16 protein-coding genes and 1 pseudogene are annotated in these 17,448 nt (G+C 70.9%); 7 read left to right on the top strand and 10 right to left on the bottom strand.

Annotated elements, in window-relative coordinates; genetic code table 11:
* Window positions 1-74: 74 nt before the first annotated feature.
* Window positions 75-2,513 (top strand): beta-glucosidase, encoded by a 2,439-nt coding sequence (locus ACZ7M7_RS03685; protein ID WP_472112438.1) that lies wholly within the window; start codon window positions 75-77, stop codon window positions 2,511-2,513.
* A 91-nt stretch (window positions 2,514-2,604) separates the two neighbouring features.
* Here ACZ7M7_RS03685 and ACZ7M7_RS03680 read toward each other — a convergent pair whose 3' ends face one another.
* Window positions 2,605-3,582, bottom strand: coding sequence for an aldose epimerase family protein (locus ACZ7M7_RS03680; protein ID WP_472112435.1), 978 nt, complete (start codon window positions 3,580-3,582; stop codon window positions 2,605-2,607).
* Window positions 3,583-3,592: 10 nt separating this feature from the next.
* A complete protein-coding gene (locus ACZ7M7_RS03675; protein ID WP_472112431.1) occupies window positions 3,593-4,477 on the bottom strand; it encodes an SGNH/GDSL hydrolase family protein in 885 nt (294 codons plus the stop codon).
* Window positions 4,478-4,732: 255 nt separating this feature from the next.
* On the opposite strand from ACZ7M7_RS03675, the gene ACZ7M7_RS03670 reads away from it, so the two are divergent.
* The gene (locus ACZ7M7_RS03670) at window positions 4,733-5,227 is read left to right on the top strand and encodes a DUF3145 domain-containing protein (protein ID WP_328881941.1); all 495 of its coding nucleotides are present in this window, start codon (window positions 4,733-4,735) and stop codon (window positions 5,225-5,227) included.
* Window positions 5,228-5,293: 66 nt separating this feature from the next.
* Here ACZ7M7_RS03670 and fabF read toward each other — a convergent pair whose 3' ends face one another.
* From fabF to fasR, 5 genes are all read right to left on the bottom strand, one after another.
* Window positions 5,294-6,565 (bottom strand): beta-ketoacyl-ACP synthase II, encoded by a 1,272-nt coding sequence (fabF, locus tag ACZ7M7_RS03665; RefSeq protein ID WP_383595749.1) that lies wholly within the window; start codon window positions 6,563-6,565, stop codon window positions 5,294-5,296.
* 85 nt (window positions 6,566-6,650) lie between these two features.
* Window positions 6,651-6,899 carry an acyl carrier protein gene (locus ACZ7M7_RS03660; protein WP_004001566.1) on the bottom strand — a complete coding sequence of 83 codons (249 nt, stop codon included), beginning with the start codon at window positions 6,897-6,899 and terminating at the stop codon, window positions 6,651-6,653.
* A 113-nt stretch (window positions 6,900-7,012) separates the two neighbouring features.
* Complete coding sequence (locus ACZ7M7_RS03655) at window positions 7,013-8,044, bottom strand: ketoacyl-ACP synthase III (RefSeq protein ID WP_383595752.1); 1,032 nt, start codon at window positions 8,042-8,044, stop codon at window positions 7,013-7,015.
* A 15-nt stretch (window positions 8,045-8,059) separates the two neighbouring features.
* On the bottom strand, window positions 8,060-8,989 hold the full coding sequence (locus tag ACZ7M7_RS03650; protein WP_472112427.1) for an ACP S-malonyltransferase: 930 nt from the start codon (window positions 8,987-8,989) through the stop codon (window positions 8,060-8,062).
* An 89-nt stretch (window positions 8,990-9,078) separates the two neighbouring features.
* A complete protein-coding gene (gene fasR, locus ACZ7M7_RS03645) occupies window positions 9,079-10,284 on the bottom strand; it encodes a fatty acid biosynthesis transcriptional regulator FasR (RefSeq protein ID WP_383595755.1) in 1,206 nt (401 codons plus the stop codon).
* A 109-nt stretch (window positions 10,285-10,393) separates the two neighbouring features.
* Between fasR and ACZ7M7_RS03640 the strand changes: the two genes are divergently transcribed.
* The 3 genes and pseudogenes from ACZ7M7_RS03640 (at window position 10,394) to ACZ7M7_RS03630 (ending at window position 13,394) form a co-directional block, all read left to right on the top strand.
* Complete coding sequence (locus ACZ7M7_RS03640; RefSeq protein WP_472113894.1) at window positions 10,394-11,056, top strand: pirin family protein; 663 nt, start codon at window positions 10,394-10,396, stop codon at window positions 11,054-11,056.
* Between the two features lie 85 nt (window positions 11,057-11,141).
* Window positions 11,142-12,278: pseudogene (locus ACZ7M7_RS03635) on the top strand (MMPL family transporter); the annotation flags it as partial.
* Window positions 12,279-12,419: 141 nt separating this feature from the next.
* A complete protein-coding gene (locus tag ACZ7M7_RS03630; RefSeq protein ID WP_472113890.1) occupies window positions 12,420-13,394 on the top strand; it encodes an MMPL family transporter in 975 nt (324 codons plus the stop codon).
* A 7-nt stretch (window positions 13,395-13,401) separates the two neighbouring features.
* Here ACZ7M7_RS03630 and ACZ7M7_RS03625 read toward each other — a convergent pair whose 3' ends face one another.
* Together ACZ7M7_RS03625 and ACZ7M7_RS03620 are read right to left on the bottom strand one after the other, a co-directional pair.
* The gene (locus tag ACZ7M7_RS03625; protein ID WP_472112423.1) at window positions 13,402-14,223 is read right to left on the bottom strand and encodes a serine hydrolase domain-containing protein; all 822 of its coding nucleotides are present in this window, start codon (window positions 14,221-14,223) and stop codon (window positions 13,402-13,404) included.
* A 117-nt stretch (window positions 14,224-14,340) separates the two neighbouring features.
* On the bottom strand, window positions 14,341-14,811 hold the full coding sequence (locus ACZ7M7_RS03620; protein ID WP_383624298.1) for a GNAT family N-acetyltransferase: 471 nt from the start codon (window positions 14,809-14,811) through the stop codon (window positions 14,341-14,343).
* A gap of 97 nt (window positions 14,812-14,908) precedes the next feature.
* Here ACZ7M7_RS03620 and ACZ7M7_RS03615 point away from each other — a divergent pair, with 97 nt between their 5' ends.
* Window positions 14,909-15,397: a MerR family transcriptional regulator gene (locus ACZ7M7_RS03615; protein WP_472112420.1), complete on the top strand. Its 489-nt coding sequence runs from the start codon at window positions 14,909-14,911 to the stop codon at window positions 15,395-15,397.
* Window positions 15,394-16,407, top strand: a complete 1,014-nt coding sequence (locus ACZ7M7_RS03610) for an aldo/keto reductase (RefSeq protein WP_472112417.1) — start codon at window positions 15,394-15,396, stop codon at window positions 16,405-16,407. The genes ACZ7M7_RS03615 and ACZ7M7_RS03610 overlap by 4 nt, the downstream gene beginning before the upstream one ends.
* Window positions 16,408-16,524: 117 nt before the next feature.
* On the opposite strand, the gene ACZ7M7_RS03605 is transcribed toward ACZ7M7_RS03610, so the two are convergent.
* On the bottom strand, window positions 16,525-17,391 hold the full coding sequence (locus ACZ7M7_RS03605) for a DUF4429 domain-containing protein (RefSeq protein WP_383597610.1): 867 nt from the start codon (window positions 17,389-17,391) through the stop codon (window positions 16,525-16,527).
* Window positions 17,392-17,448 lie beyond the last annotated feature (57 nt).

The raw sequence follows: 17,448 nt of genomic DNA, 5'->3' as shown, positions 1-17,448 counted from the left end.
AACGAAACCTACCGGTCTACAGGTAGCCGATGCAGGATGGAGGCACAGCCCGGACTCAACGAGGAGGCACCGCGATGGCGGGAACCCGTACCCAGGCCGACGAAGCGCGCGAGGCGGCCGTGGAGGCCGCCCTCGCCGCGCTCGACCTCGACGCGAAAGCGCGGCTGCTCTCCGGCCAGGACACCTGGACCCTGCCCGCACTGCCCGAGATCGGCCTGAAGTCCCTCGTCATGTCCGACGGCCCGATCGGCGTCCGGGGCGTGCACTGGACCGCCGACGACCCGTCCGTCGCGCTGCCCTCGCCCACCGCCCTCGCCGCCACCTGGGATCCGGACCTCGCCCGTCGCGCCGGCACCCTCCTCGCCCAGGAGGCCCGCCGCAAGGGCGTCCACGTCCTGCTCGCCCCCACCGTCAACCTCCACCGCTCCCCGCTCGGCGGCCGCCACTTCGAGGCGTACAGCGAGGACCCCTATCTGACCGGGACGATCGGCGCCGGCTATGTCAGCGGCGTCCAGTCCGGCGGCGTCGGCACCACCGTGAAGCACTTCGTCGCCAACGACGCCGAGACAGAGCGCTTCACCGTCAACAACCTCGTCTCCGAACGCGCCCTGCGCGAGCTGTATCTGGCGCCCTTCGAGATCATCGTCGAGAACGCCCACCCCTGGGGCATCATGACCGCCTACAACACGGTCAACGGCACGACGATGAGCGAGCACCACCACCTTGTGAACGAAGTCCTGCGCGGGGAATGGGGCTTCGACGGCTACAACGTCTCGGACTGGATGGCCGCCCGGTCCACCGTCGGCGCCATCGAGGGCGGCCTCGACGTCGCCATGCCCGGCCCGCAGACCGTGTACGGCGAGCCCCTCGCCCAGGCCGTACGGGACGGGAAGGTGGCCGAGGCCAAGGTCGACGACGCCGTGCGCAACGTCCTGCGGCTCGCCGCCCGCGTCGGGATCCTCGACGGTGCCGAGCCCGTCGTCACCGACCTTCCCGCGACCGTCGACGGCCCCGGACTCGCCCGCGAGATCGCCCGCCGCTCCTTCGTCCTGGTCCGCAACCAGGGCGGCGCCCTGCCGCTGCGGCCGAACGGCACCGTCGCGCTGATCGGCGCGGCAGCCCGGGACGCCCGCGTGCTGGGCGGCGGCTCCGCCACCGTCTTCCCCGACCGGATCGTCTCCCCGCTCGACGGCCTCACCGCCGCCCTCCCCGACGGCACCCTCACCTACGCCGTCGGGGCGGACCCGAACACCGAACTCGGCATCGCCGACAAGGGCTTCGAGCTGCGGGCCGTGTGCCGGGACGCCGACGGGAACGTCATCGGCACCGGCTCCGCCCCCAACGGCCACATCCAGTGGATGGGCAGCGACCTCCCCGAGGGTGTGACCCACGATGCTCTGCGCACCGTCGAACTGACCGGCACCTTCACCCCGCGCGCCACCGGCCCGCACACCTTCGGCATCAAGGGCATCGGCGCCTTCCGGCTCACGATCGACGGCACCACGTACTACGACGACGTCCAGCGCCCCGCCAAGGAGGACCCCTTCGCCGCCTTCTTCGGCGCCCCCGTCCCCCTCGCCCAGCCCGAACTCACCGCCGGCGCACCGGTCGAGGTCTCCCTCACCCACGTCGTCGAGTTCCCCGAGGCCGCCCCGCTGAGGGTCGTCGGCTTCACCCTCGCGCACCAGGAGCCGCAGCGTGACCCCGACGAACTGATCGCCGAAGCCGTCGAGGCCGCCCGCGACGCCGACACGGCCGTCGTCGTGGTCGCCACCACCGACCGCGTCGAGTCCGAGGGCTTCGACCGCACCGACCTCAACCTGCCCGGCCGCCAGGACGACCTGGTCCGTGCCGTCGCCGCCGCCAACCCCCACACCGTCGTGGTCGTCAACTCCGGCTCCCCGGTGGAGCTGCCGTGGCGCGAGGACGTCGCCGCCGTGCTGCTCGGCTGGTTCCCCGGTCAGGAGGCCGGCGCGGCACTCGCGGACGTCCTCACCGGCGTCCACGAGCCGGGCGGGCGCCTGCCCACCACCTGGGGCTCCCTGGCCGACGCCCCGGTCACCCAGGTGGTCCCCTCGGCCGGCGAACTCCCGTACAGCGAGGACGTCTTCATCGGCTACCGCGCCTGGGAGAAGGAGAGCCGGGTCCCGTCGTACCCCTTCGGGCACGGCCTCGGCTACACCGAGTGGACGTACGAGTCCGTCAAGGTCGAGGGCACCACCGTGACGGTCCGCCTCCGCAACTCCGGCGAGCGTGCGGGGCGTGAGGTCGTGCAGGTCTACCTGGCGCCGACCGAGCCGGGCACCGACCGCCCGGCGCGCCGGCTGGCCGGATTCGCGGGCGTGACCGCGGGGCCGGGGGAGACGGCCGAGGCCGTGATCGACCTTCCGCGCCGCTCTTTCGAGATGTGGGACGAGCAGACCAATTCGTGGACGCTTGTGAAGGGTTCGTACGAGATCCAGGTGAGCCGCTCGATCGCCGACCGTCGGGTGACGGCGACGATTAACGTCTGATGCGGGAGAAGTGCCCCAGGAACAGCCCCGGTCCGGGTCCTGACGCCCGGGCCGGGGCTTGTCCCCGAGCAGGCCGGGGCCCGCACTCCCGCTAACGGACCGAGAAGGCGTACACCGTCTCCGACCGGAACACCTCGCCCGGTCGCAGTACCGTGCTCGGGAAGTCCGGCCGGTTCGGGGAGTCGGGGAAGTGCTGGGTCTCCAGCGCGATGCCGTCGCCCGGGGCGAAGGGCTCGGCCAGGTGCTCGGCCGTGTACAGCTGGAGCCCGGGCTCGGTGGTCGCCACCGTAAGCAGCCGCCCGGTCGTCGGGTCGTACAGCTCGGCGACCTCCTCCGCGGCGCCCGTCACCCCCTTGTCCAGCACGAAGTTGTGGTCGTACCCGGCGCCGGCCTTCCGCGCCTGACGGAAGTCGAAGCGGGTACCGGCGACCTCGTCCAGGGATCCCGTCGGGATCAGGTCCGCGTCGACCGGGGTGTACCGGGAGGCGGCGAGCCGCAGTTCATGGCCGCTCGCGTTGCCCGAACCCGCCCCGGCGAGGTTGAAGTAGCTGTGGTTGGTCAGGTTCACCACGGTCGGCTCGTCCGTCACCGCCTCGTACGCGATCCGCAGCGCCCGGTCCGACGACAGCGTGTAGGTCGCCGAGACCTCCAGCCGCCCCGGGAATCCCTCCTCGCCATGCGGGCTGACCCGGCTCAGGCGCACACCGTGCTCGACCGGCGTCACCTCCCACACCCGCTTGTCGAAACCGCGTTCGCCGCCGTGCAGGGAGTTGGGCGGGTCGTTGGGGTCGAGCGCGTACGTCAGGCCGTCCAGCGGAAAGCGGCCGTCCGCGATCCGGTTGGCGTACCGCCCGATCAGGGCGCCCAGATAAGGCCCCGGGTGGGACAGATAACCATCCAGGTCGGCGAACCCCAGCACCACGCCCGCCGCGTGCCCCTCGCGGTCCGGCACCTCCAGCGACTGCACGATCCCGCCGTACGACAGCACCCGTACCCGCAGGCCCGCGCGCTCCAACGTCCAGCGGTGGACCGGCCGGCCGTCGGAAAGTGTGCCGAAGTGTTCGCTCATGAGCGGAACACTAGTTCGTGACCGTCCGGTAGGCGATCTCGGCAAGCCGTGCCTGACCGTTCACACTCGGATGGAACCAGTCCCACTGGCTCAGCTGCCTGCCGCCGAAGCGGAACTCGTACACCGCGCCGTCGTCGAACCGGCACCGGCGGTCCTTCGCGCAGACCTGCTCCAGCACGTCGTTGTACGCCTCGACCCGCTCCTGCACCGTCGCGCGCCGCTGATTGGCCGCCGCGGTGAGGGAGTCGGCGTCGCCCAGCATCGACGGGCAGATGCCGAGCTTCCACACCTGCTTGCCCATCGGGCTCGTACGGCCCTGCTCCCACAGGCGCATCAGATTCGGCACGCTCGCGACATAGACCTGAGCCTTCGGCAGTGCCTCGCGCAGTGTGCCCATCGCGTCCTCGAACTGCGTCCGGAAGTCGGCCACCGACGTCATGGCGTCGGTGGTGTCCCGGCAGGCGTCGTTCGCCCCCGCCATCACCGCCACCAACTCCGGCCTGCGCGTCACCGCCTGCGCCATCTGCCCGGCCACGTCGGCCATCCGCGCCCCGGTCACCGCGTAGTTCCAGCTCCGCTCCGCCGCCTTCCCCTTGCCCAGCAGCCGTACGGCGAGACTGTCGACGCGGGGGCTGCTGCCGGTGGCCCAGGAGACCTCGGGGCAGTCCGACAGGACCGAACAGGCGTCGAAACCGGTCGTGATGGAGTCGCCCACGGCCGCGATCGACGCGGGGCTGCGGTCCCAGGTCGGTGTCGGCTTCGGCCGGGCGCTGCGCGCATCGCTGCCGGACGGCTCCGGCGAGTTGCCGCCGACGGCGTCACAACCGGACACGCCCAGGACGGTCGCGGCCACGGCGGCGAGGACAGCGCGCGAGAGGTGCCGTCGCTTCCGCATACCCCGTCCATCCCCTCACTCGGCCCTGTCATGGTTCACAACCAATAACAACGCACGAGGGTTCCCGCCCGTCTCATGCAACGGCTCACACCCGTACAAGCGTCCTGCCGGGTGAATGGCGGGCGTTTCCCGGCACCTGGACCGACGGTACGTCACACTCCTTGCGCCGCCGCACGGTAGCCTCGCCATCAACGTGGCTGCCCGGCCACTATCGTCCGCCAGTTCGCAAGATGTCCGCTCTGCCCGGAGGTCCCGGTGACGACACGTGGAGTTCTGTACGTGCACTCCGCGCCGCGCGCGCTGTGCCCGCATGTCGAGTGGGCCGTCGCCGGGGTGCTCGGCACGCGCGTCAACCTCGACTGGATCCGGCAGCCGGCCGCGCCCGGCACCTGGCGCTCGGAGTTCTCCTGGCAGGCCGAGGCGGGCACCGCCTCCAAGCTGGCCTCCGCCCTGCGCGGCTGGCACCTCCTGCGCTTCGAGGTCACGGCCGAGCCCTGCCCCACCGCCGAGGGCGAGCGCTACAGCTGCACCCCCGACCTGGGCATCTTCCACGCGGTCACCGGCATTCACGGCGACATCCTCATCCCGGAGGACCGCCTGCGTGCCGCTCTGACCCGCTCCCAGCACGGCGAGACCGACCTGGAGGCAGAGATCGCCAAGCTGCTCGGGAAGCCGTGGGACGACGAGTTGGAGCCGTTCCGGTACGCCGGTGAGGGAGCGCCGGTGCGCTGGCTGCACCAGGTCGTCTGACACTTGGACACGTGAAGGGGCCCCACCTCGAGAGGTGGGGCCCCTTCACGTACGTATGGGCGCTGCTCAGACCGTCCTGAACGCCAGCACCACATTGTGGCCGCCGAAGCCGAACGAGTCGTTCAGCGCGGCGATCCGGCCCTCGACGGGCAGCTTGCGCGCCTCACCGCGGACGACGTCGGCGTTCGCCTCGGCCTCCGGGTCGAGGTTCTCGACGTTGATGGTCGGCGGAGCGACCCGGTGGTACAGCGCGAGCACCGTCGCCACCGTCTCGACGCCACCGGCGCCACCCAGCAGGTGCCCGGTCATCGACTTCGTCGCGGACACCGCCATGTGGTCGGCGTCGTCGCCGAACACCTTCCGCAGCGCCTTGAGCTCGGCGATGTCACCGGCCGGCGTCGACGTCGCGTGCGCGTTGACGTGCACGATCTCCGCCGGGTCCAGGTCGTTGCGGTCCAGCAGGTTCTGCAGCGCGTGCGAGATGCCGCGGCCCTCGGGCTCGGGCTGCACGATGTCGTGGGCGTCGGCGGAGATGCCCTGTCCGACCGCCTCGGCGTACACGCGGGCACCGCGCTTGGCCGCGTGCTCGGCGGACTCCAGGACGATCACGCCGGCGCCCTCACCGAGGACGAAGCCGTCGCGGCCGACGTCGTAGGGACGCGACGCACCCTGCGGGTTCTCGTTGTTCTTGGACATCGCCATCATGTTGCCGAACGCGGCGATCGGCAGCGGGTGGATCGCCGCCTCCGTGCCGCCCGCGACGACGATGTCGGCGCGGCCCGTGCGGATCATCTCGATGGCGTAGCCGATGGCCTCGGCGCCCGAAGCGCACGCGGAGACCGGCGTGTGCACGCCCGCCCGGGCGCCCACGGCCAGACCCACGTTCGCCGAGGGGCTGTTCGGCATCAGCATGGGGACGGTGTGCGGGGAGACGCGGCGGACGCCCTTCTCCTTGAGCACGTCGTACTGGTCGAGCAGGGTCGTCACGCCGCCGATGCCGGAGGCGATGACCGCGCCGAGGCGGTCCGGGTCGACAGTGCTGTCCTCCCCGGCCTTCGCCTCGAAGCCGGCGTCCTTCCAGGCCTCCTGAGCCGCGATCAGCGCGAACTGCGCCGAGCGGTCCAGTCGGCGGGCCTGCGGCCGCGGGATGACCTCGGTCGGCTCCACGGCGACCGGCGCGGCGATACGGACCGCCTGGTCGGCGGCCCAGTCCTGCTCCAGGGGCTTGACACCGGAACGTCCGGCGATCAGGCCCTCCCAGGTAGAGGCTGCGTCGCCACCCAGCGGTGTGGTTGCGCCGATACCGGTGACGACCACGGTGCGATTGGTCGAGCTCACGGGAATTCTTTCTCCAACGGATACGAGGATTCAGCGGCGCCACCGCCGGGTGGCGGGGCAGTCAGCCCAGGGGCCTGATCAGTGATCAGCCCTGGTGCTTGAGGATGTAGTCGGTCGCGTCGCCCACGGTCTTGAGGTTCTTGACGTCCTCGTCCGGGATCTTCACGTCGAAGCGCTCTTCGGCGGCGACGACGACCTCGACCATGGACAGCGAGTCGACGTCCAGGTCGTCGGTGAAGGACTTGTCCAGCTGGACGTCCTCAACCGGGATGCCGGCGATCTCGTTCACGATGTCGGCGAGACCGGCGACGATCTCTTCCTGAGTGGCGGCCATCTTGGCGCTCCTTCGTTGTTGTTCAGGTTCTTCAGAGGGTTTGGCGCGCCCGCCGCGGCAGCGGCAGGTGGTGCGTTTTCCCGTGCCGGTTCGCATGATCCGGCACGGAGTGCCTAGGGGAGAGTAACGACCGTGGCGGCGTAAACGAGACCCGCCCCGAATCCGATGACTAGTGCGGTGTCGCCGCTCTTCGCCTCGCCGGTCGCCAGGAGCCGCTCCATCGCGAGCGGAATCGAGGCGGCCGAGGTGTTGCCGGTGGTGCGCACGTCGCGGGCGACCGTGACGTGCTCCGGCAGCTTCAGTGTCTTCACCATCGAGTCGATGATCCGCTCGTTGGCCTGGTGCGGGATGAAGACGTCCAGGTCGTCCGGGCTGATTCCGGCCGCGTCCAGCGCCTGCTGGGCGACCTTCGCCATCTCGAACACGGCCCAGCGGAAGACCGCCTGGCCCTCCTGCGTGATCGCGGGGAACTTGACGTTGCCCTCGCTGTCCAGCGGAAGCTTGGAGACATCGCCGATCCGGAACTGGTCCCACGGCACCGTCTGCTTGATCGTCTCGGACTTGTCGCCCTCCGAGCCCCACACGGTCGGGCCGATGTGCGGCTCCTGGGCGGGACCGACCACGACCGCGCCGGCGCCGTCGCCGAACAGGAAGGCCGTCGCGCGGTCCTCCAGGTCGGTGAGGTCGCTCAGCCGCTCCACGCCGATGACGAGGACGTACTCGGCCGAACCCTCGACGATCATGCCCTTGGCGAGGGTCAGGCCGTAGCCGAAGCCCGCGCAGCCGGCCGAGATGTCGAAGGCGGCGGCCTTGTTCGTACCCAGCTTGTCGGCGATCTCGGTGGCGACGGCCGGGGTCTGCCGGAAGTTCGACACGGTCGAGACGATGACGCCGCCGATCTGCTCGGCGGTGATCCCGGCGTCGGCGATCGCCTTGCCGGACGCCTCGATCGACATCGCGGCGACGGTCTCCTCGTCGTTCGCCCAGTGCCGCGTCTCGATGCCGGAGCGCGAACGGATCCACTCGTCGGACGAGTCGATCTTCTCCAGGATCACCTCGTTGGGCACGACCCGGGTCGGACGGTACCCGCCGACGCCGAGGATGCGCGCAAACGGGGCGCCCTTGCTGGGCTTCAGCTTCGCCATGCTCGGGGCTCCTTGTCAGGCGTGCTCTGCGATGAGCTCGCGAGCAGCGTCCAGGTCGTCGGGGGTCTTGAGGGCCAGGGTCTGCACACCCGGCAGCGCGCGCTTGGCCAGACCGGTCAGCGTGCCGCCCGGGCACACCTCGATCAGGGCCGTGACGCCGAGCTCCTTGAAGGTCTCCATGCACAGGTCCCAGCGGACCGGGTTGGCGACCTGCCCGACGAGACGCTCCAGCACCTCGGCGCCGGTGGCGACCGCCTTGCCGTCCTTGTTGGACACGTAGGTGAGCCGCGGGTCGCCGGGCACGAGCTCCTTGGCGGCCGCGGCCAGCTTCTCCACGGCGGGGCCCATGTGGTGCGTGTGGAAGGCACCGGCCACCTTCAGAGGCACGACCTTGCGCACGCCCTCGGGCTTGTCCTCGTTCAGCGCGGCGAGCTGCTCCATGGTGCCGGCGGCCACGATCTGGCCGGCGCCGTTGATGTTCGCGGGGGTCAGGCCCAGCTTCTCCAGGTGGGCGACGCTGACCTCGGGGTCGCCGCCGAGCAGCGCCGACATGCCGGTCTCGGTGATCGCGGCGGCCTCGGCCATGGCCAGGCCACGGGCGCGGACGAGCCGGACGGTCTCCTCGTCGGGGAGCACCCCGGCGAGCGCGGCGGCGGTCAGCTCGCCGACGCTGTGCCCGGCGATCGCACCGACCTTCCGGGGCAGCTCGGCGGGATCGTCGAAGAGCATGTACGCGGAGGCCAGCCCGGCCGCCACCAGCAGCGGCTGGGCGACCGCGGTGTCGCGGATCTCCTCCGCGTCGCCCTCGGTGCTGTAGCGGACGAGGTCGAGCTGCACGGCGTCGGACCATGCCTCGAGGGCACCGCGGACACCGGGGAGTTCGAGCCAGGGGGTCAGGAAGCCGGGCGTCTGGGCGCCCTGGCCGGGAGCGACGAGTACGAGCACTCTCACACTCTCTCTTGGGGACGGGCACGGCCGCCCGTGGGGACAAGGACGAAGAACACGAGGGGGTTTTGTGGGCCCCCGACAAAAGCCTAGAGCTGGAGATCGCCGTCGACCAGACGCCCCAGGATCAGCGCGATCCGCAAAGTGAACGCGGAGCGTACATCGGACGGCGACCAGCCGGTGACGTCAGTCACACGTCGAAGCCGGTAGCGCACGGTGTTGGGATGCACGAACAGCATCCGCGCGGCGCCCTCCAGACTGCTCGCCTGCTCGAGATAGACCGAGAGCGTCTCCAGAAGGGCCGACCCGGCCTCCTCCAGCGGTCTGTAGATCTCCTCCACCAACTGCTCGCGCGCACTGGGATCGCCCGCGATGGCACGCTCCGGAAGCAGATCGTCCGCCAGTACCGGCCGCGGGGCGTCCTGCCAGGCGGTACACGCCTTCAGCCCGGCCGCAGCGGCCTGCGCGGACCGCGTGGCGGCCAGCAGATCGGGTACGACGGGCCCCGCGACCACGGGACCTGCGGCATACGGCCCGATCAGTGACTTGGCGACCGCCAGCGGGCTGTCGCTGCCGCCCGCGATCACCACCAGCCGGTCCCCGAGCACCCCGGTCAGCACCTGGAGCTTGGCGTGCCGGGCGGCCCGCCGGATGGCCTCGACCGTCAGCTCGCTGTCCCCGTCGGGCGCCGTCCCGAGCACCACGCACACATGCTCGGGCGAGTTCCAGCCGAGCGCGGCGGCCCGGGACACGGCCCCCTCGTCGGCCTCGCCGCTGAGCACGGCGTTCACGACGAGCGACTCCAGGCGCGCGTCCCAGGCACCGCGTGCCTCGGCGGCCTGGGCGTAGACCTGGGCGGTGGCGAAGGCGATCTCACGGGCGTAGACGAGCAGCGCCTCCCGCAGCACGCTCTCGTCGCCGGGAGCGGCGACCTCGTCGATGGCCGACTCCATGACCTCGATGGTCGTGCGCACCATCTCGACGGTCTGGCGCAGGGTGATCGCGCGGGTCAGCTCGCGCGGGGCGGTCCCGAAGACGTCGGTGGAGATCGCCTGGGGCGCGTCGGGATGCCGGAACCACTCGGTGAAGGCGGCGATACCGGCCTGGGCGACGAGGCCGATCCAGGAACGGTTCTCCGGGGGCATGGCCCGGTACCACGGCAGCGTCTCGTCCATCCGCGCGATGGCCTGCGCGGCGAGCGAACCGGAGGACTTCTCGAGCCGCTTCAGGGTCGCGGCGTGCTGGTGGACGTCGTGCGCGGCGGGTTCGGACTTACGGGCTACGGGTTCGGGCACGGGGACAAGACTGCCTTATCGGGACGCGAGTGCGTGCCAGAGGGGTGGTGGGTGAGATGCCCGGTGAGTCCCGGTCGAGCCGGCGCGGGGGTCTACGGTGGTGCCCGTGATGGACGTACGGCGCGCCGCGGAGCGCTATCAGGGAGGGGATCCGGCAGCGGGCATCGAGTCACGCCACGCCTTCTCCTTCGGCCCGCACTACGACCCCGACAACCTCCGCTTCGGCGCGCTGATCGCCTGCAACGAGGAGCGGCTCGCCCCCGGAGCCGGGTTCGACGAGCACCCCCACAGCCACACCGAGATCGTCACGTGGGTCGTCGAGGGCGAACTGACCCACCGCGACTCCACGGGCCACGAGACCCGGGTCGGCCACGGGGACGTCCAGCGGCTCAGCTCGGCGGGCGGCGTGCGGCACGTGGAACGCAACGACGGCGACATGCCCCTCACCTTCATCCAGACCTGGCTGGCCCCGCTGTCGCCGGGCGGCGACCCGGCGTACGAGATCGTCCACGGCATCGCGGACTCGACGCCGTACGCCGTCCCGGAGGCGGGCGCGATGCTCCATGTGCGGCGGCTGGGGGTGGGGGAGCGGACGGCGGTGCCGGACGGGGCGTTCCTGTACGTGCATGTCGTGCGCGGCGACGTACGCCTGGACGGCGAGGAGCTGGGCGCCGGCGACGCGGTGCGCATCACGGACGGCAAGGACGTGGAGGCGGTCGCCGTGAGTGCGGCGGAGCTGCTGGTCTGGGAGATGGCCCCAATGGCCCAGTAGGAGTGGGGCTCGAGATGCCGGAGTGATCCCTGGGGCTTCAAATGAGGGGGTCGGACACTCGCTCGGCAGAGAAGAGCCGGGGCACATGGCCAAAGGCAGAGCAGCAGGGGAACAGGACAGGACCCGAAGCGGGGGACTGCGACGGCTCGGTGAGTGGTGCGCCCATCACTTCGTGATCGTGATCGTCGCCTGGGTCGTGGCCCTGGGGGTGCTCCAGGCCCTCAACCACATCCACGGCGGGGAGTACGAGAACAACTTCGCCCTGTCCGGCGTGCAGTCCGAGGAGGGCCTGGACGTCCTCAAGGAGCATGATCCGCAGGCCGGCGGCTACAGCAGCCAGATCGTCATGCACGACGCCGACAAGCCGCTGACCTCGGTCAGCTCGCAGATGTCGACCACCGTCGCCGACCTCCAGAAGCTGCCGCACGTGCTGTCCGTGCAGAACCCGCTGGAGGCCACCTCCTCGAAGGTCGGCCCGCTGTCCTCGGACGGACAGACCGGTTACATCACCATCCGCTTCAACGAGCAGCCTTCCCTCCTCGGCGAGAGCTACCTCGACGGGGTCGACGACGCCGTCGAGCCGCTCCGACAGGCCGGCGTCGACGTCGAGTACGGCGGATCGCTCGGCGAGCTGGCGAGGCCCGCCGGCAACGACCGGATCAGTGAGGCGATCGGCTTCGCGGTGGCCATCGTCGTCCTGCTGATCGGCTTCGGCAGCGTGCTCGCCGCCTTCCTGCCGCTGATCTCCGCCCTGATCGCGGTGGTCGGCGGGCTGGCCTGTCTCGGGCTGCTCGCGATCGCGTTCACCTTCGCCACGGTCTCGCCCACCCTGGCCACGATGATCGGCCTCGGCGTCGGCATCGACTACGCCCTCTTCCTGCTCACCAGGCACCGGCAGAACCTCATGGACGGCGCCGATCCGGTGCACGCCGCCGGCCACGCCACCGCGACCTCGGGACGTGCGGTGCTGGTCTCCGGCACCACGGTGATCGTCGCCCTGATGGGCCTGTGGGTGTCCGGTGTGAGCTTCATCGGCCTGCTCGGCGTCGCCGCGGCCGTCACGGTCGTCTCCGCCGTCCTGGGCGCGCTGACCCTCGTCCCGGCCCTGCTGGGGATGGTCGGGCGCAACGTCGACCGCTGGCACGTGCGCAGGCCCATCGCCGAGACCGAGCCCGGGGGCGACATCTCCGAGGGCACCTGGCACCGCTACGCCAAGCGCGTGGAGCACCATCCGTGGCGGTACCTGTCGGCCGGCGTGGTCACCGTCGCGGTGCTGGCCATCCCCGTCTTCTCGATCCAGCTCGGCCACATCGGCGACGGCGCCGACCCCACGTCCTTCACCGACCGGCGGGCCTTCGACCTGATGACCGACGCGTTCGGGGCCGGCTCCAACGGGCCGCTCACCGTCGTCGTCGACCAGACGAACGTACCGGAGTCACAGCGCTCCGAGCTGGCCTCGAAGACCCAGCAGGCCCTGAACGACGTGTCCGGGACGTCCTTCGTCAGCCCGCTGATGCCGACGCAGGACGGCGACGTCCTGGTCGGCACGGTCTACTCGTCGGTGTCCCCCCAGAACAAGGACACCACCAACCTCGTCAACAGCCTGTACGACCACACGCTCCCCGACGCCGTCTCCGGCACCGACGCCAAGGGCTATGTCACCGGGACCACGGCCGTCCAGGTCGACTTCCGCGACATCATCGCGCAGCGCCTGCCGCTGATCATCCTCGTCGTGGTGGGCCTCGCCTTCCTGATCATCCTCGCGGTCTTCCGCGGCCTGCTCGTCGCCGTGAAGGCGGCCGTCCTCAACGTCCTGTCGATCGGCGCCTCATACGGCGTCGTCGTCGCCGTCTTCCAGTGGGGCTGGGGCGGGCCCGCGCTGGGGGTGCACGGCAAGGTGCCCATCGAGAGTTATGTGCCGATGATGATGTTCGCCATCATCTTCGGGCTCAGCATGGACTACGAGATCTTCCTGCTCTCCCGGGTGCACGAGGCCTGGCTGCGCACTGGGAACGCCAAGGACTCGGTCGCCCATGCCCTTGAGATCACCGCGCGCGTCATCACCTGCGCGGCGCTGATCATGGTGAGCGTGTTCGCGGCCTTCATCATCAGCGACAACATCGTGGTCAAGATGCTGGGGCTCGGGCTCGCCGTCAGTGTGCTCATCGACGCGACGGTGGTGCGGCTGCTGATGGTGCCCGCCGTGATGACGCTGCTGGGCAAGCACGCCTGGTGGACGCCCCGCTGGCTGGACAAGATCCTGCCGCACATCGACACCGAGGGGGCCGGTGAGAAACTGGGCGCCCTGCCGGAGCCCGGGTCGCCCCGGGACAGGTGACCGCGCCTTAACGCCCGACCTCGGCCAGCACCGCGTCCGTGAACGGCGGCCACGCCTCGACCGCCCACGGCCCGAACGCCCGGTCCGTCAGCGCCACGCAGGCCGCCCCGGCGTCCGGGTCGATCCACAGGAACGTGCCCGACTGCCCGAAGTGCCCGAAGGTGCGCGGCGAGGACGCCGAGCCCGTCCAGTGCGGCGACTTGCCGTCGCGGATCTCGAAGCCGAGCCCCCAGTCGTTGGGGCTCTGGTGCCCGTACCCCGGCAGCACACCCTTCGTCCCCGGGTACTGCACGGTCATCGCAGCGGCGACGGTGCGCGGGTCCAGCAGCCGCGGCGCCTGCACCTCCGCCGCGAACCGCAGCAGATCCTCGACCGTCGACACCCCGTCCTTCGCCGGGGACCCCTCCAGCGACGTACCCGTCATGCCCAGCGGCTCCAGCACCGCCTGCCGCAGATACTCCGCGAACGGGATGTCCGTCGCCTTGGCCACATGGTCCCCGAGCTGCTCGAACCCGGCGTTCGAGTACAGCCGCCGCTCCCCGGGCGGGGCCGTCACCCGGTGCTCGTCGAAGGCCAGCCCCGAGGTGTGCGCGAGCAGATGCCGCACCGTCGAGCCCTGCGGCCCGGCCGGCTCGTCGAGCTCGACGGCGCCCTCCTCGTACGCGACGAGGACCGCGTAGGCGGCCAGCGGCTTGGTGACCGAGGCCAGCGGGAAGCGGTGCGCGACGGGACCGTGCGTACCCAGGACCGTGCCGTCCGCCCGTACGACACCCGTCGCGGCGGAGGGAACGGGCCAGTTCTCGATCAGTGCGAGGCTGCTCAGCGACATGCCTGTGAGCCTAGGCCCTGTCGTCACCCGCCTGTCCGGCGGCGTCCGGCACACACGCTCGCCGCCGGGCCCGCCCTTCGGGCGGACGACGGGAATGCGGCGACAGGGCCTGGCCGCTCACAGGTACAGCCGCATCGAGGGGTCCGTGTCCCGGGTGAAGCCGAGCGCCGCGTACATCGGCTCGGCGTCGGGGGACGCGGTGAGCATGACGTGACTGGCACCCCGCCCGCGGCACCAGGCCAGCAGTTCTTCCATGCACGCGCGCGCGTACCCGCGGCGCCGGGCGTCCGGGTCGGTCGCGACGCTGAAGACGTACCCGATCATCCCGTGCGGATGGCCGGCCCGCCCGATCCGGTACTCCAGCGTCCCCGCCACCAGCGCGGCGAGCGTCCCCGGCCGCTCGGGGTGATCGACGACGAACGCCGCGAAGTCGCTCCGGGGCTCCGCGAGCCTGGCCCGCAGCGTCGGCAGCGACTCCCGGTGCCACTCCGTCGAACCGGCCCCCTGGGCCAGCGAGTCGATCATCACCTGACGCAGCCGCAGCACTTCGGCGGCGTCCTCGGGCAGGGCACGGCGTACGAGACTCATGCCCCGCACGCTAACCACGGCGATCACGCCATGTCCCGCGGTTTTCTTACCGTTTCCGCTTGCTTGGAGCGCACTCCAAGGCCATAGCGTGGAACGCATGACGGTGATGGAGACCACGAGTACCAGGACCGACAGCTGTGCCGCCCCGCCACATCCGCACCGGCGGCCGGCGGGCCAGGACAGTTACACGATCAGCGAGGTCGTCGCCTTCACCGGCCTGACGGCCCACACCCTGCGCTGGTACGAGCGGATCGGCCTCATGCCGCACATCGACCGCTCGCACACCGGCCAGCGCCGCTACAGCAACCGCGACCTGGACTGGCTCGACCTCGTCGGCAAGCTGCGGCTGACCGGCATGCCGGTCGCCGACATGGTCCGGTACGCCGAGCTGGTGCGCGAGGGCGACCACACGTTCGGCGAGCGCTTCGAGCTGCTGGAGACCACCCGCAGCGACGTCCTCGCCCGGATCGCCGAGCTCCAGGACACGCTGGCCGTGCTCGACCGGAAGATCAGCTTCTACGCGGACGCGGGCCGTCTGTACGAGCAGGACAAGTACAAGCAGGAGAAAGCGGAGAAGGCCGGATGACGCACAGCAGGATCGCGACCGCACGACTCGGCGAGCACGGCCCCGAGGTCGGGGTCCAGGGCCTCGGGTGCATGGGCATGAACTTCGGGTACGGCCCCTCCGACGCGGGCGAGTCCAGGGCGACCCTGGAGCGCGCCCTGGAGCTGGGCGTCACGCTGTTCGACACCGCGGACGCGTACGGCGCGGGCGAGAACGAGACGTTCCTCTCCCCGTTCTTCCGGGCGCACCGCGACGAGGTCGTCGTCGCCACCAAGTTCGGCCTGGCGATCCACCCGGACGACCCGACGAAGCGGATCATCCGCAACGACACGCCCTACATCCGCCAGTGCGTCGAGGCGAGCCTGAAGCGCCTCGACGTCGAGGCGATCGACCTCTACTACATGCACCGCCGCGACGTGAACGTCCCTCTGGAGGAGACCGTCGCCGTCATGGCGGAGCTGGTCCGCGAGGGCAAGGTCAAGCACCTGGGCCTGAGCGAGGTGACGGCGGCCGAACTGCGGGACGCCCACGCCATCCACCCGATCGCGGCCGTGCAGTCGGAGTGGTCCCTGTTCAGCCGGGACATCGAGACGCACGTGGTCCCGGCAGCCCGCGACCTGGGCGTGACCCTGGTCCCGTACTCGCCGCTGGGCCGCGGCTTCCTCACCGGCTCGTTCGCCAAGGCCGAGGACCTGACGGCCGGTGACTTCCGCCGCCAACAGCCCCGCTACACCGGCGAGAACGCTGCGGCCAACACCGCCCTCCTGGACCCGATCCGCACGGTCGCCGAGGCCCACGGCGCCACCCTCGGCCAGATCGCGCTGGCCTGGGTGCAGCAGCGAGCCTCCGTCCACGGCCTGCCGATCGTCCCGATCCCGGGCACCCGCAAGCCGGCCAGGGTGGAGGAGAACGCGGCGGCGACGAGGATCGTGCTGAGCGAGGAGGAGCTGTCCCTGCTGGAGCCGATCGCGGCGAAGGTCTCCGGCAACCGCTACGCGGACATGTCCTTCACGTCCGCGGGCAGGGAGTAACGAGCCAGGCCGCATGGCGCCGGGACCTGCAACGCTCCCAGGGGCGCGGGGAACTGCGCGACCAGCCACATCGGACCCGCACCCGCCGAACAACAGAACCCGGCAGACGAGTCAGCCCTACAACTCCGCCAACAACTCGGCCTTCTTGGACGAGAACTCCTCATCCGTCACCAGCCCGGCCTGATGCAACTCCCCGAGGTGACGGATCCGCTCGGCGATGTCGGCGGGATCCCGGCGCGGCACAGCCGCTGCCGGGACAGCGGCACCTCCCGCGGCGCGATCCCGCACCGCCGACAACACCGCCGCGGCGAACGGCAACGACTCATGCACCGGCCCATACCCCAACCCGAACACCACAGCCGCCGGATCATGATCGACCTGCGCCGGCCGGTCGTCCACGGAGTCCCGTCGCAGCAACCGCAGGTGCCCCTCGAAGACTTCCGGCGACCGCCACTCGACGCCGCTCAACTCGGCGACGGCGAAGCTCTGATCCCCCGCCTTCCACTTCGCCGACGAGGCCCCCGTCCAGAACCACCGGAAGCGCACGTTCTCACCGTCGAAGGACGCCTTCCCGTCGTACGCCTTGAACGACAACGGCACATCCGGCGCGCCCACGAGGAACTCGTCCGCCGCGCCCGACGCCTTCAGCTGCGCCCGCAACTCGTCGGCGTAGTACTCGGCCAGCGTCTCCCGCTCGGCAGGCAGCACCAGCCGATACGGATCGCCGCCTTCCTTGAGCTGCCCGGCCGCCGCCTCCATCAACGGATCGGCACCGGGCCGCAGTTCGACGCGCAGCACGACCGTCCCGCGCCTGCCCGGCGTCAGCGTCACTCCGGCGATCGCCTCCAGCGGCACCCGCCGTTCCCCAAGCGCCTGGAAGAGCTTGGGTGTTCGAATGCCACGTTCGTAACGGATGAGCACGGAGTCGGACTCGAACTCCCAGGCAGCATGAAATCCGGCCAGTACGTCACCCATGCGGCTCATCGTATGCGGCACGTGCTCCTCCGTCGCCACCCCGCGCAGACCGCAATTCCTGTGTTT

It is taken from the genome of Streptomyces sp. NPDC111606 (assembly GCF_055656945.1).
Note: the sequence above shows the minus strand (reverse complement) of the source record. Positions and strands in the feature narration are given on the sequence as shown.

Excerpts from the sequence above, each read along its gene's own strand:
- ACZ7M7_RS03685 (WP_472112438.1), top strand. The coding sequence starts at position 75 with ATGGCGGGAACCCGTACCCAGGCCGACGAAGCGCGCGAGGCGGCCGTG.
- ACZ7M7_RS03680 (WP_472112435.1), bottom strand. The coding sequence starts at position 3,582 with ATGAGCGAACACTTCGGCACACTTTCCGACGGCCGGCCGGTCCACCGC.
- ACZ7M7_RS03675 (WP_472112431.1), bottom strand. The coding sequence starts at position 4,477 with ATGCGGAAGCGACGGCACCTCTCGCGCGCTGTCCTCGCCGCCGTGGCC.
- ACZ7M7_RS03660 (WP_004001566.1), bottom strand. The coding sequence starts at position 6,899 with ATGGCCGCCACTCAGGAAGAGATCGTCGCCGGTCTCGCCGACATCGTG.
- ACZ7M7_RS03655 (WP_383595752.1), bottom strand. The coding sequence starts at position 8,044 with ATGGCGAAGCTGAAGCCCAGCAAGGGCGCCCCGTTTGCGCGCATCCTC.
- ACZ7M7_RS03640 (WP_472113894.1), top strand. The coding sequence starts at position 10,394 with ATGGACGTACGGCGCGCCGCGGAGCGCTATCAGGGAGGGGATCCGGCA.
- ACZ7M7_RS03630 (WP_472113890.1), top strand. The coding sequence starts at position 12,420 with ATGACCGACGCGTTCGGGGCCGGCTCCAACGGGCCGCTCACCGTCGTC.
- ACZ7M7_RS03625 (WP_472112423.1), bottom strand. The coding sequence starts at position 14,223 with ATGTCGCTGAGCAGCCTCGCACTGATCGAGAACTGGCCCGTTCCCTCC.
- ACZ7M7_RS03620 (WP_383624298.1), bottom strand. The coding sequence starts at position 14,811 with ATGAGTCTCGTACGCCGTGCCCTGCCCGAGGACGCCGCCGAAGTGCTG.
- ACZ7M7_RS03615 (WP_472112420.1), top strand. The coding sequence starts at position 14,909 with ATGACGGTGATGGAGACCACGAGTACCAGGACCGACAGCTGTGCCGCC.
- ACZ7M7_RS03610 (WP_472112417.1), top strand. The coding sequence starts at position 15,394 with ATGACGCACAGCAGGATCGCGACCGCACGACTCGGCGAGCACGGCCCC.
- ACZ7M7_RS03605 (WP_383597610.1), bottom strand. The coding sequence starts at position 17,391 with ATGAGCCGCATGGGTGACGTACTGGCCGGATTTCATGCTGCCTGGGAG.